Genomic DNA, 14,461 nt, shown 5'->3' on the forward strand with positions numbered 1-14,461 from the left:
TGCCCGGTCACGGTGCCTGGTAGTACGTCGGATTGATGCTCGCACGATACGTACTGGTCAGGTACAGCGACTGGATCGTCTTCTCGAAGATCTTGAAGGGTAGCTGGATCCAGAAGTCGGCGAAGCCCTGGCGGTGGAAGAGCCGGCTGCCGGCACTCATCACGAACACGTTCTTGACGAGTCCGGTGGTGGCCGCCGTGGTGACCGAGGCGGCGGCGTTGATCCCGCCCTCCCAGACCGCGTCCCCGCCGTGCAGCTTCACGGTCTGCCCGTCCGCGTTGGTCACGCCCCACACGGCCGCGTTCATGCTGCCGTTGACCCAGCCGGACAGCGCACTGCTCAGGACACCGAACGAGAAGTCGTACATACCGCCCCGCCAGCGGGTCGGCGTCTCGTTGCCCGCCCACTCGTTGACCCAGGTCTTGTCGTGGTTCAGCGGACGCCGGGTCCACGGCTTGCCGCCGTCGATGTTGGCGATGCCCGCCTTGAACTGGCCGAGCTTCTCGAACCCGAGGGCCCGGTTCTCGTGCACCGCGGTGCTCAGACCGGTCTTGATGGTCGCGCCGACCGCCGCGTTGGCGAACGACTTCAGCGCGTCCTTGCCGGTGAACGGCTTGTTCTGGACGGCGGCCACGATCCCGTTGACGGCCAGGTTCGCACCGAACTCCAGGATGAACTCCTGGCCGAACTCCAGCGCCGCCTTCTTGGCCACGGACTGCCAGTACGGCTCGTAACGCGCCTCGCGCAGCGCCGCGTTGCCGTCGGGCAGGACCGTGCCGGACCACGGCATGCGCTGGGCCTCACGGGTGGTACGGCCCCAGCCGCGGATCTCGGTGAGCGCGCCGCGGAAGTCGTACTCGTTGCCGACCAGCCGCCAGGTGTTGAACGTGTCCCGCTCGAACACCAAGCCGCTGTCGGTGCGCTGGGCGATCAGATCGCCGTTCCTGTTGTAACGGTTCCACTGACCGCGCCAGGCGTCGGTCTCCAGGAACCCGCCGCCGTCGGCCTTGCGCTCCCGCACCACACTGCCGTGGTCGAACTCCTTCCAGACCGAGCCGGCCGGGGTGTTCTGCGTGACGGTCGTGCTGTACGCCCGCACCCGCAGCGGTCCGCCGTTGTGCACCGGGGTCTCGCGCAGCACGGTGGGCGCGGCCTGGCCGGGCACGCGCAACTCGTCACGGAAGTGGCGGGCGCCGTCCGTCCACCGGTCCTGCCAGGCACGGCCGTTCCACCAGCGGCGCACCTGCTCGCCGTTGCCCACGGCGACGGGCGTGCCGTTGCGTTCGTGGGTACTGACGCGCCAGTCGCCCTGGTTGTCCCGCCAGGCGTCGACGTACCGGCCGGAGTCCAGCATCCGGCGCTCGCGGACCAGGTTCCCGTTGCCGTCGTAGTCCCGGTAGGAGTCGTCCCACGGCAGCCGCGAGTCGTTCGAGCCACGGAAGAACTCCCGTCGGCCGCTGCCGAGTTCGGTGCCCTGGGCGTCCAGCTCACGCCAGGTCCAGCGGCCCGAGTCGGCGCGGCCGGAGCCCTGGATCACCCGTCCGGCGGTGCCGTCCGGGTTGGCGTGGCTCTGCCCGACGAGGTTGCCGTGCGGGTCCCGGTCCACCCAGGTGCGGTCACCGGTGAACTCCCGCACGACCCCGTTCGGGCGGCCCTCACGGGCGGTCCGGGTGACGCCGCCGGCGTCCTGGTGGACGTCCTGCCAGAGCCTGCCCTCCGGGTCGTTCGCGAGCGGTTGGCGGTAGCCCCTGAGGTCGCCGGCCTGCCACGGGTGGTCGCCCGGGTTGGCCGGGGGGTGGCCGGGGCGCGCCGCGTGATCGCCGACCTTCAGGGACGTGCCGTCCTGCAGCTTGCCGCTGAAGCGCGCGAAGGTGCCGTCGGCCGCCAGGTCCAGAGCGCTGCCGTCCATCCCGACGTAACGCACCCCGGAGGTGGTGGCGCCGTCCCCGGCTTCCTTCGTCCAGGTGAACAACTGGTAGGTGTCGTCGCCCCGGACATGGGCGTACGGCGGCCGGGTGTGCTCGGCGCCGGCCAGCCAGCGGGTGCGGACCCAGGTGGGCGGGCGCTGCTCGCGCCAGCGGTCGGTGGTCAGGAAGCCGTCGCCGAAGGCCTCGTGCTTGCCGACCTCCTTGCCGTGCGGGGAGTGCCGTTCCCAGGTGGCGCGGAGATTCCCGTCGGCCGGGTTCATCGTGTGTTCCTGGTACTGGCCGGCCCGCTCGGGCCATTCGGCCATGCCCCACTGCTGCTGGGCGATCCGGCCGTCCGCGGTGCGGTCGGTCCAGCCGCTGCCGATGCGCTCCCGGGTCCGCGGTCCCGAGGCGATCACCTTGCCGTCGCCGTCGTAACGGTGCCAGGTCCAGGCCCCGTTGCCGTTGTCGACACCCAGGGTGTGGCCGGTCCGGCCGTTGAACTTCTGCAGCCCGTCGCGGTACTCGCGCACCGTGCGGCCCCAGCCGTCGGTGTCGCGCCAGCCGGTGCCCGCCGTGTCGTAGTGCCGGCTGCCCGTGCCGAGCGGAGTGCCGGTGTCGTCCCAGCGCACCCAGTGGGTACGGGGGTTGGTGCGGGCGAAGTCGATCGTGTCGGTACGCCGGAAGGAGTCGACCACGTCGCCGGAGGCACCGGGCAGCACCCGGCGCTCGAAGACCGGCACCTGCTTCTTGGTCGAGCTGAGCAGCTTGACGTGGCCGCCCGCGGCGCCGGTCAGGTCGGCGGTGCCGTGGTGGAAGGACCCGGCCGCCACGGGCGCGCCGGACCTGGTGGTCCGCTCCCAGGTGCCCGTGGCGTGGTCGACGACGTACCGGTAGTCCGTGCGTCGCCCGTTGTCCAGCACGTTGAAGCCCTGCCGGGCCACGCTGCCGTCGGCGGCCAGGTGCACGAACTCGCCGTGCCGCGGGCTGGTCCGGTCGTCGAAGACGATCCGCGTGGTGCCGTCGGGCCGCCGGACGGCGTCCCAGTGCGCGAGCCTGCCGCCCGCCGCGTCCTCCAACCAGGCGCCGGGGTGCTGCGCGGTCGGCGGCGCCACGACGAGGTGGCGTCCGCCGTGGCCCACGGGCAGCGGGGTGCCGGTGGCCGCGACGGCACCCTGGCCGTCGTACCGGGTGAACGTCCCGTCGGCCAGGGTGGTCCGGTGACCGCCGCCGGGCAGCGGGACCGTCTCCTGCGCGAACCGTCCGGTGTGCTGGTCGAAGACCTGCCGGCCGCCGCCGGGTCGGGCGATCTCGATGCGGCCGGCCGCGTCGAAGGTGACCGCCCGCGCCGGGTCCGGAGCGAAGGCGTCGTCCAGCCGGTGCGGAGCCGCGCCGAGCGGCCGGTCGAGATGCCCGGCCGGCGCGCCGTCCCGTCCGGTCAGCCGCAGCCCGTCGCCCGCGAAGTCGCCGTTCAGCGTGAAGGTGCGGTGGCCCGTGTCGTGGACGGTGCGGAAACCGCCGTTGTTCGCCAGCGTGGTGACGGTGTCGGGCAGTCGGTTGCCGTCGGCGTCGGTGAGGCGGTGACCGCCGGCCCCGTCCGGCTCGGTGAACCGGGCGCCGCGCGGCCCGCCGGCCGGGTCGGCCAGCGCGGTCGAGGTGCTCGCCGGGCGGCCCTGGGTGTCGTACAGCACGGACTCGCCGGTGACGTCGTCGATCGTGCGCGGCCGGTTGCCGCCGACCGCGACCACCCGCTGGGGCAGCGGCTGCCCCGCCGCGTCGGTGAGACGGTGACCGCCCGCGCCGTCCGGTACGACGATCCGGCCGCCGCGCGCGTTCGCCGCCGGGTCGAACAGGGCGAGGCCGGTGTCCTGGTAGCGGCCGTCGGCCGTGAACCTGCTGGTCGCGCCGTTCGTCTCGTCGGTCACCCGGAAGCCGGGGCCGCCGGGCAGCGCGGTGACCGTCTGGGGCTGCCGAGCACCGGACGGGTCGGTCAGCGTGAAGCGGCCCGTGCCGTCGTCGGCCAGGAACCGCTCCCCGCGCGTGCCCCGCGGGTCGGTCAGCGAGACACCGGTCTCCTGGAGACGGCCCTGGCCGTCGTGGCGTACGGACACCCCGGTCGTCTCATCGGTGACCCTGACGCCGTTCCCGTCACCCAGGTCCTGCACCCGCAGGTCAAGACGGTTGCCCGCGAGATCGGTGACATGGACGTCGGCGCCGCCGGTGACCCACACCCGGTCGGCCCCGCCGGGGACGCCGTCCCGGCCGGTGAGCTGGACACCCTCGTCGAGCCGGCGACCCAGGGCGTCCACGCGCTGGGTGACGCCGGTGTCGAGATGGGTGATCCGCGCCGCGTCTCCGGGCAGCGGGAAGGCGGTCAGCCGGTCCGCTCCGGGGCCGCGCACCGTCAGGGTCTGGCGCGCACCGTGGCCGTTGATGTCGGTGTGCAGACGCAGCCCGGTCGGCCCGCCGTCGGCCCCGTGCAGTGGCATGTCGTAGGCGATCCGGTCGCCGTTCGCGGTGTAGGTGTCGACGGTGTCCGACTGGGTGTTCCGGACGTCGAAACCGCCGTCCGGCCGGGCGACGACCGTGCGCGCCGGGTCCGGGTGCAACTGCTGGTCGACCACCCGCAGCGTCACCGCGTTGTCCTGGCCCACGCTCCGCTCGATGGTCAGGCCGTTCGGCCCGCTCACGCCCGAGTTGTTCAGAGCGATGTGGTTGACCGCGGGCGGGGCGGAGTCGGGCAGCGTGTCGAGCTTGCCCGCGCCGAGCGTCGCGCCGCGGCGGGTGGCCCCCAGCTCGATCTCGTGGATCCGGGCCTCGATCTCGGTCGGATGGACACCGAGGTCCTCAAGGTTCGTGTAGGCGGAGCGGAAGCGCTCCTGAGCGGAGATCAGCTCGTGGTTGAGCTGCACGTCGTATTCACTGACACCCCGTGAGGTGCCGGCTCCGCCCGGCGCGGCACGCAGATCCTCGACCCGGTTCAGTTCGACCCGGGCGGACGACAGCTCGACCCAGGCCTCGCGGAACGGCCGGCCGTCGCCGCCCAGCAGCTCGTCGAGCCGCGCCGAATCCTCCGCCCACGGCGTCTCCCCGGGCTGCCGGGAGGGCGCCGCGAGGGTGGTGTCACCGGTGTTCCGGAGCGGCGGGGTGCCGTCCAGCAGGCTCAGGGCGTCGTTCTGCCGCTGGGCCTGCGCGGACCTGTCCATGCCGTCGAGCATCGTCTGGAGCCTGGTCTGCGTGTACGGGGTCGTGCCGCCGGCGGCGAGCGCGGTACGGGTGCGGCCGGCCAGCCCGTCACCGTCGCCGCCGAGCCGCCGGAAGTCGTCGAGCAGCCGGTAGGCGTTCGCCTCGGCCCGCACCTGGTTCAGCAGCTGTTCCACTCCGGCGCGGCGGACCGAGTCCGGGCGGTCCCGCAGGAAGCGCTGGGCGGCGTCGGCCAGATTGTCGAGGGCCTGGGCCCGCTGCGCCAACCGGTCGGCGGGGACATGGTGGAAGGCGTCGAGTGCCCGGTCGACGTACCGGATCTGCGAGCGGGCGCGGATGCCGTGCTCCCGGTACGTGCTACGGCGGAAGGCGTCCCGGTCGAGGAGGTCGGGCGCGGCCGGGTGAGCGGTGCCGGGCGCCGGTGTTGCGGTGGTGTCGCCGGTCCGCCGGGGCGGCCCGAGCATGTCGTCCAGGACGGAGTCACCGAGCCGCGTGCCGTCCCTCGGGGGTACCGGGGTGAAGTCGCCGCCGTCGCCATGGTGGGGCGCGGCCGGGTGGACGTCGTCGAGGTGCGTTGCGGCCGCCTCGGTTTCGGTGGGGCGGGGCGGGGTGGTGCCGGTGTCCGCGAGGTGGGGTGTGCGCGTCTCGGCGTCGGCGAGGTGCGGTGTGGTGGTGTCGGTCGCCGCGAGGCGGGACGGAGGCGTGCCGGTGTCGAGCGGGTGCGGCTGGAAGGTCTCCGTCTCGGTCTCGGCCGGGCGGTGCGGTGTGGTGGTGTCGGAGAGGTGCTGCGGCGCGGTCTCCGCGTCGAGGGGGTGCGTCGCGACGCCGTGGTTCGTGGAGTGCGAGACGGTGGTGTCGCCCTCCTTGATCAGCGGCGCGGCCTTCTCGGAGTCGACGCTGTGCGGTGCCGGCGTCTGCGTGTCGGTACCGTGCGGTGCCGGGGACTTGGTGTCGAGGTCGTGCGGCGCCGGGGACATGGTGTCCGGGCCGGCGTGGTGGGGTGCCGGTGAGCCGGTGCTGAGGTCGTGCGGTGCCGGGGAGTTGATGTCCAGGGTGCGGGACGGGAGGCCGTCGCCGACGAGTGCGGGGGCCTCGATGTCAGGACCCAACTGGGTGTGTGGCAGCTGGGGTTGGGAGTGCGCCGGGGTCGTGTGGACGTCGGTCGCACCGGACCCGGACGGCGCCGCTGTCTTTGTCTCGGTGCTCGGCGGCAGGAACAGCCGGCGGCCGTCGTCCGTGAAGTGGAGGCCCGCGCCGTCACCATAGACCAGTTTCTCCTTGGCCAGGTGCTTGAACGCCTTGCCGAAGGCGGTCCTGCCCAGGTCGACGGCCGCCGTGGTGTGCGTGCCGACATTGGAGTCCGGCAGGACCCGGAAACCGTCCGAGTTGGCGAGCGCTCGGACCATCTTCCTCATGTGGTCGGTGATCCCCGCTACGGCATTGAGCGCATCCTCGGCCGCTTGCGGAAGCGTGCTCAGGTTGGGGCCGTTCACCGCGGCGGTCGACGAGGAGGTCCCGGCGCCCTGGTTCTTGCCCGGCCTGGGCTGCGCCTTGGTGCCCTCGGGCCTGTTCTGCGGCTTCAGGGCGTCGAGCCGGGTGTTGATGTCCTTGAGGAGCTGCTCGCGCTGGTCGAGCAGGGTCTTCGCCATGTCCTTGCGTTCGCCGACGGCGGCCGCGTGGAACTCCTGGGTCAGCTTGACCGACTGCTCGGCGTGCGGCTGCGCCTTGTTGAGGTTGTAGCGCAGTGCCTTGTTGTTGCCGCTCTTGACGGCGTTGTCCGCCTGCCGCATCCGGTCCGACGCCTCGTCGAACGCCTTGCCGGCGGCCCGTGCGGCCGGGTCGACCGTGCCGTCGGCGAGATAGCGTCCGTCGCCGTCCGCGTCATGGACCGCGAGCGGCGACGGCCACTCGCTCGTGGCATGGCTCTCGAACGGGTTGATGGGCAGCCCCGAGCCGAACTTCGCCTCGGGACGGTACAGCTTGGAGATGACCGAGCCCAGTTCCTCCGGAGTCGCGGTGTCGGCGAGCAGCTTGAAGACGTCGTCCTTGAAGGCGCCGCCGATGAGATGGACCTCGCGCACCACCGACAGAGCGAGCGCCTCCTGCACGTGCTCGCCGTGGAAGACCTCCTGTTCGAAGGAGACCTGGCGAGTGCTGTGGTCGGGATACTCGTACGTCCAGCGGCCCCGCCTGCCCACCTCGTCGAAGCCGTCGTCGTACTTCGCGCTGCGCACGACGTCGTCGCCGACCTTCAGCTGGTTCATGGTGTCGCGGTCCAGCGGGTGCAGCTGGTCGTGCAGCGAGACCCAGCCGCTCTTCTCCTCCAGGACCTTGGCGTCGAAGACGAGGGTGGTCGGCCCGTACCGGGTCGCCATCGGCTTGTCGCCGACCTCCATGCGGAAGAACACGAAGTCGTCGTTGCCCAGGTTGGAGGTGTTCTTCGCCGAACTCTTGCCGGACGCCAGGAACCTGACGCCCCGGCGGGCCAGGTCGCCCTGGGAGGACATCACACCGCTGTTGGCGATGGCGTGGTAGGCCGGAGTGGCGTGCTTGATCCGGTACGGCAGGTCCTGGAGCCTGTCCCGCAGCTCCTGGAACTTCGGGCGGTCCGCCTCCGGCATGTTCTTCAGCAGGCTGTCGACGTCGGCACGCAGGTCCGCGATGTTCTGCTCGGACAGCTTGCGCACGAAGTCGTGCTGCTGGGACCGGGAGAGCTTGTCGAAGCCGTCGAAGTCCTCGAAGACCTTCCGCCACTGGGCCTCGGTCCCGGGCAGTACGGCGTTCCACTGCGAGCCGCTGTGCACCTCGCCGAACGCCTGGTTCTCGCGATAGCGCCGCAGGAGGTCCGGGATGCCGCGCTGGATCCGTTCCACGGACGCGTCGGTGCCGAGGAAACCCTTGAGCACGAGGTTGTCGCCCGGCTTCGCCGCCTTGACGGCGTCGTCGACCAGCTCGGAGAGATGGTGGGCCACGGCGGCGACGGGCGTGTGCTGGTTGCGCAGGGTGTACGTGCCCCCGAAGCGGGCGGCGTCCGTGACATGGCCCTGGAGGGCCGCGTCCAGGTCCTTGGCAGCCTTCTCCAGCCCCTCGGCGAGACCCTTGAGCTCGGTGTGCGGAGTCGTGCCCGCCTTCACCAGGGTCTCGAGTTCGTTGGCGAGCCGCCGGACGGTGACCGACTGGGACCGGATCTCCTCGCCGGTCCGGATGAACTGGTCCGCGCGGACGGGGCCGTCGCCCGCGCCGCGGGAGCCGGCGTCCAGATTCCGTGCGTGGGTCTGCAGCTTCCGGGCCCGGTCGATGTCGCCGGCGCCCGCGAACTGGTCGACGAGCTGGTTCAGTTCCCGCTGGGAGAGCAGGCGGTTGTCGAGTTCGTGCTGGAGTGCCTCGTCGAGTTCGCGGGTGGCGTCCTTGAACCTCGTGTCCGCCTCGGTCACGTTCGCCTTGGCTTCCGCGATCTTGTCGGCGTCCTTGCCGGTCTGCGTCTGCTTGATCTCCGCCTGCTGCAGTTCCTGATGGGCCTTGGTCTGGTCGGCCAGGATGTCGTTCAGCCGCCTGGGTGGTGTCACGGAGGCCGCGCCCGCCTCGCCGTGGGCGGCGGGGACGGCGGCCGCGGGCGGGGGAGTCGCGTCGTTCGCCGTGGTGACCGTGCCGCCGAGCAGCCGGGGCCGCTCCTTCAGGCTGAGCCGGCGCAGGGCGCCGAGATCGGCCTCCATCCGCACCGGGTCGACGCCGAGTTCGGTCAGACGGTGGTGTGTGGCGTCGTACCGCTGCTGGGCGAGGTCGACGTTCTCGCGGGCGCGGATCTCGTCGGGCGTGGGGCCGCGGGAGCTGCCCGCGTGCCCGTTGTGCGGCAGCAGGTCCTCGGCCCGGCCCAGGTCGTACCGTGCCTGGACGTGGTCCCCCCAGGCCTCGCGGCGGGCCCCGCGCAGCGGGTCGTCCAGGTGGCCGAAGAGCGCGTCGACGCGTTCGCCGTCCCGGAACCACGCCTGCTCGATGTCGGCCGGGGTGAGCCGGGGCCCGCGCCCGGGCAGCTCCTGGCCACCGGAGTGCGAGGTGTCCGGGCGTGGCGTCGGCGTCGTGTCGGGGGTGCCCCGGGTCGGGCTGGGGACGGGCGTGTCCGTGTGGGCCGCGCCGGGGTGGGTCGGGCTCGGCAGCTCCTTGCCCCATGACGTGGGCGTCGGCAGCGAGCTGAGCAGTTCGTTGTTGTGGAGGACGTGGCCGCGCAGGTCGGCGGCGAGGTCGTTGAAGCCGGTGCCGCTCCACTCCCTGGTGAAGGTGCGGTCGCCGCCGGTGATGGTGACGGACACCGCGTTGTCGTCCACCTTGTGGGTGACGGTGATGGTCATCTCGTCCGCGTAACCGGGCCGGCCGACGGTGAACGTCTTCACGTTCGGGCCGTCACCGCCCTCCCGGACGACCGCGTCACCGAGGCCCTCCCAACGGCGCATCGCGTCCTGCCCGAAGGCGCGGCCGAAGTCCTCGAACGCCTCGCCCGAGTGCAGCCCGGACCACTTCTCGTTGATGAGCGTGTCGAGCTGGGCCTCCGGGATCTGCTCGGCGCGCACCGGCACGACCGTGATGCCGTCCTCGACCCGGGCCGGCCCGGTCCGCACCAGCCGGGTCGGCGAGAGGGTGACCTCCCACTGGTCCTGGTTGAGCGCGAGGGCGTCGTCGGCGGCCTTCTGGTACCCCGGCGGGTAGGCCATGGCGAGCTTGCCGTGGTCGGCCGGGACGTCGATCTCGAAGACGACGCGGTTGCTGTTGACGCCGTTCTTCGCCCACTCCGCCTGGAAGGCGCGGTTGTTGGAGGTCGAGGCGGGCAGCCGCTCCACGAACACGTCGGCCTGCGCGGCCCGCGGGTCCATGGACACGCCCCGCCACACCGTCATGCGCTGGTTGGGGCCCTCGAACATCAGGTCGCCGGCGACCTTGTTGAACTGCTTGACCTTGCCGACCAGACCCGGATTGGCCTCCAGGGCGCTGGGGTTGACGAAGCCGCCATACCCCTTCTTCGAGGTGAACGCGCCACCGATGACGCCCTGCATGAAGAGCTTGGTGTCGTTGTCGGCGGCAGCCTTGCCCATGTGGCCGCGGGCCGCGTGCGCGGCGGCGTCCCAGCTGTCCGCGGACGTGCCGGTGAGCCCGGCCGGGCGCGGGGGCAGCGTGATGTCCGGGGTGGAGGAGCGCAGCAGGTCGCCGGTGGACCGGCTGTAGACATGGCTGCCGGAGGTGGAGGCGACCACGATCTCGTCCTCGCCGCCCAGTTTCGCCGGCCAGGTGTCGGCGCCGTCGCGCACGGAGTCCACGGACTTGCCCGCGACCTTGACGCTCACCCCGCCGAACGGGCCGTCGCCGAACCGCACGGTCTCCTCGGCGAGGCGGATGCCGCCCAGCCGCTTGAACGTCCAGCTGTGCACCACGGTGCCGCCGACGGCGTCCAGCTGCCGTACGACGAAGCCCGTGCCCTGCTTGTCCACGGTGTACAGGCCCGACTCGACCGCGCCGCCGTGGAGTTCGGGCGTGCCGCCGCGCGGTGCCTTGACCGCGAGCTCGTGGTTGCCGGGGACCTTGACGACGTTGGGGTCCTTGAGCAGGTCGTCGAAGGCGCCGGTGGTGTCGGCGGTGTGGGCGGCCGGCGCGGGCGAGGAGTGGCCCGGCAGCGGGGTGCGGGTGCCGGGCGGGGTGGGGGTGGCGTGGGACGGCAGGTCCTCGGGCACATGCGCCGGGGTGCCGGTGGAAGAGCCGGCCAGGCCCTTGTCGGCGTCCGTGTGGGCGGGCGCGCCGGCGAAGGCGGGGCTGTCGGTGGTGCGGGCGCTGCGGCCGGTGTCGACCAGGTCGAGGGCCGAGCGGCTGTGGTCGCCGCCGGGACCCGGGTGCCCGGAGCCGCCGACGGACGGGGGAGCCGGCTCGTGCGTACCGGCGTTGACGGTGAGCCGGTCGGGGGTGATGGGGCTCGTCGTCAGCCGGTCCGGGGTGGCCGGGGTGATCGTGAGCCGGTCCGGCGTCCCCGGCGTCGGGGACGGCGAGCCGTGCGGGAGCCGCTCCGCCGGGGTCCCGGGACGCGGCGAGCCCGGCTGGTGCACGAGTTCGTCGAGGTGGAGGCGGGTCTGGTTGGCGTTGAGGGCGCTGGTGGTGCGCTCGGCGAGGGCGTCGCCGGTGCCGGGGGCCACGGGTGAGTGCGGGGTGTTGTGGCGGGTGCCGGCCAGCAGGTCGAAGGCCGAGACCCCGGCGTCGACGTTGCCCGGCCCGCCGTGCCCGATGCCGGTCGGGGAGGGGTGGGCGACGGTCGTGGGGCCGGTGAGCAGGCTGTGCGGCGCCGTCACGTCGTGCGGGGCGCCGGGCGCCGGGGCCGAGTCGAGCGCGGTGTGGGCGATGTTCGTGCCCGGGGTGCCGGTCAGCGTGGTGTGGGCGGCGCCGATGCCGGGGGTGCCCGGTGCGTGCACGGTGCCCACGCCCGGGGTGCCGGTGAACGCGGAGTGCAGGGTGCCCGCGGTCGGGTTGGCGGTCGACAGGTCGCCGAGCGTGGCCGCGACCGGCGGCGGTGTGGCGTGGGTGCCGGTGAGGACGGTGCTGCCCGGAGTGTGGGTGGTGCTGTGCGCGCCGCCCGGCAGCAGCACGTCCGCGTGGGAGGTGAGGTTCGCCGGCGTCGGGGGCAGCCCGGTGAGCGTGGTGTGGGCGCCCCCGGAGACGGCGGTGACCGGCGTGTTGGTGATGCCGTGGGTGGCTCCGGGGACCCCGGCCGAGGCGGGCACGTGCAGGCCGGACGCGGTGGTGATGGTCGGCGTGGCGCCGGCGCTCACCCCGAGCTCCGAGTGCCCGCCCAGCGCCCCGAAGTTCTCCACGTGCACGTTGCCGAGCTGCACATGCGGCATGTCGACCAGCGCGTCCACCGTGCGCGCCGCGTGGACGCCGAAGTTGCCGCGGTGGGCGATCGCGCCGACGTCGCCCAGGTTCAGGGACGGCGGCCGCAGCGTGGAGGTCACGTCCAGATGCGTGCTCGGGATGTTGAGGTCGAGGTTGCGGATGCTGCTCTGCCCCGAACCCGCCCCGAACCGCACCTCGTTCAGCTGGATGCGGGGCATGTCGACCAGGGCGTCGACGGTACGCGGGTCGACCGGGACCGAGCTGATCGTACGGCCGATGCTGCTGGTGATCGGGGCGCCGAAGACGTGCTGGCCGAGCACACCGCGGTCGAAGAGGCCGATCCGCAGGGCGCGCGCGAAGCCGTACTCGCCGATCTCCGCCGCGTCCACCGGCAGGAAGATCCGCAGCCACTTGGTGCCGCCGAACTCCTGGCCCACCCACCCCTTGGTGGCCTGCCAGCCCCGGGAGAGCGTCTCGGGCAGCCCGCGCACGAACCCGGGAATCGCCTTGAAGCCCTGCACGACCGTCAGGCTGAGGGAGTTGACGCCGTGGCTGATGACGTTGGGCAGGTTGTGGATGCCGTCCAGCACCCACAGGCCGCCCTTGTAGACCCAGGTGCTGCCGAGGCGCACCAGGTCCTTGAGGCCGAGCAGCAGGGTGGTGGGGCGGAAGCCGTTGGTGAACAGGTTGCGCAGCGCCTGGAAGGTGCCCCGGGCGATGTTGGCGAACCCCTTGGCGAACGCGCTCGTCGCGACGCCCTTGATGATCTGGAAGATCGGCAGCGCCTTGGTGGTGGGCGCCAGGATGCCGAGTCCGGCGAGGAAGAGGTCGAGGAAGCTGGCGTTGCCGTTGGCGAAGTCGACGATGGTCTTGATGAAGAGGGTCAGGTTGACGCCGAGGGCGAGCAGCGCGATCGGGCCGCCGAAGATCAGCGCCGGCACGATCAGGATGATCGCCAGCCACTGGAACGCTTCCCAGAAGATCTGGCACTCGGAGATCGGCAGCTGGATGTTGGAGACCCCCGAGATGCTGCCCGCCGCCGTGGCCGCGCCCTCGCCGTGCTCGGTCCCGGCCTGCCGGGCCGTGGAGGCGTAGGTCTCCCGGTCCGGGTCGTCCTCGGACAGCCCGCGGCCCGAGTTGAGCGCGCCGTCGGCACGGGACTGGAGGTCGACCAGCTTGTCCGCCCAGGTGTTCAGCGCGGTCGCCGCGCTCTCGAAGGACTGCGCCACGTCCTCGATGTGCCCGCGCAGCCGGTCGTTGACCTTGCCGCGCAGGGCATCGGCGGCCTCGCCGACGAAGACGCTGTCACCGGCGGTGTTCATCACCGCGTCGATCGCCGTGCTGATGCGGCGGGCCTCGGAACCCAGGTGGTTGAGCTCGGTGGACAGCGTCCGGATCTGGTCGGGCTCGCCCGGAGTTGGGTCGCTGTCCAGCCCGATCGCGTTCCAGTCGGTCGGGCGTGGCATACGGGTTCCTCCCGGAAGCTGCGGGGCTCGGGGCGGTTCCTCCCCAACTGACCACGCCACAGCGGCCGCTGCGGTTCACGTGATCTGGGTTACAGCCGCCGTCCCAGGTGAACCGGCGGGGCGTGTGCGGCGTGGTCCAACTGACCGGAGTCGTGACTGGGAGGCCCACCCATGGCCGATGGCCTGAAAATCGAATACAACGTCCTCAACGACGCCAAACGGGACCTGGAGAACCTGGCCGGCGACATCGGTCCGCTCCTCGACAACAGCACGTTCTCCCGGCTGGGCCAGACGGACTACGACGGATACACCTCCACCGAGGCCCTGACGGTCCTCGGTGACCAGACCCTCGCCGACGCGCTCTCGGGTTTCTACTCCAACGCGAGCAGCACCATGTCCCACGCGGACAAGGGCCTCAAGGAGCTGGCGGGCGCCTTCGGTTCGGTGGGCGAGGCGTTCCTGTCGTTCGACTCGGAACTGGCCCAGGGCATGGGCATCACCGGCAGCAACCTGGGGCTGCAGAACTACTTCCGGGACAAGGACCTGTGGGACTACAAGCAGTCCCACCTCGACCAGTGCGTGCCCGGCCCGGACGGCACGATGCCGGACTTCTGCTCCGCCACCGACCCCGGCAACCCGCCGCTGGACCAGACGATCACCACCGACCGCGGCACCGTCCACACGCATCTCACGCTCGACGACCAGCGCCACGTGATCAAGGAGGAGTCCACCGTCACCTACGACGGCAAGACGTACACCTCGGTCACCAACTACTCCAGCGACGGCAATCACTACACCACGGACACCTCGTACCCGGACGGCAGCACCGTGCACTCGGAGACCAACCTCAACTCCGACGGCAGCGGCACGATGGTGACCACCGGCAGTGACGGCGACCGCACCGAGTACACCCGCGGCCCCAAGGACGCCAACGGCAACCAGCCGGACTGGCAGCAGGTGGGCGGCAACGACGACAGCGGGTCGGGCGACCCGTCCGACAACCCGCCGGTCGTCGAATAG

At 72.1% G+C, this 14,461-nt stretch carries 2 protein-coding genes; one reads left to right on the plus strand and one right to left on the minus strand.

Features of this window, described 5'->3' with window-relative positions; all coding sequences use genetic code 11:
* Positions 1-7: 7 nt before the first annotated feature.
* Positions 8-13,441 carry a hypothetical protein gene (locus ABT137_RS04510; protein ID WP_351702249.1) on the minus strand — a complete coding sequence of 4,478 codons (13,434 nt, stop codon included), beginning with the start codon at positions 13,439-13,441 and terminating at the stop codon, positions 8-10.
* Positions 13,442-13,612: 171 nt separating this feature from the next.
* Here ABT137_RS04510 and ABT137_RS04515 point away from each other — a divergent pair, with 171 nt between their 5' ends.
* The gene (locus tag ABT137_RS04515) at positions 13,613-14,461 is read left to right on the plus strand and encodes a hypothetical protein (protein WP_351702252.1); all 849 of its coding nucleotides are present in this window, start codon (positions 13,613-13,615) and stop codon (positions 14,459-14,461) included.

Source organism: Streptomyces sp. NPDC001980 (assembly GCF_040296885.1).
In the GTDB taxonomy this organism is placed as follows: Bacteria; Actinomycetota; Actinomycetes; order Streptomycetales; family Streptomycetaceae; genus Streptomyces.

Bases quoted from the DNA above. Each gene is read 5' to 3' on its own strand.
- ABT137_RS04510 (WP_351702249.1), bottom strand. From the start codon at position 13,441: ATGCCACGCCCGACCGACTGGAACGCGATCGGGCTGGACAGCGACCCA.
- ABT137_RS04515 (WP_351702252.1), top strand. From the start codon at position 13,613: ATGGCCGATGGCCTGAAAATCGAATACAACGTCCTCAACGACGCCAAA.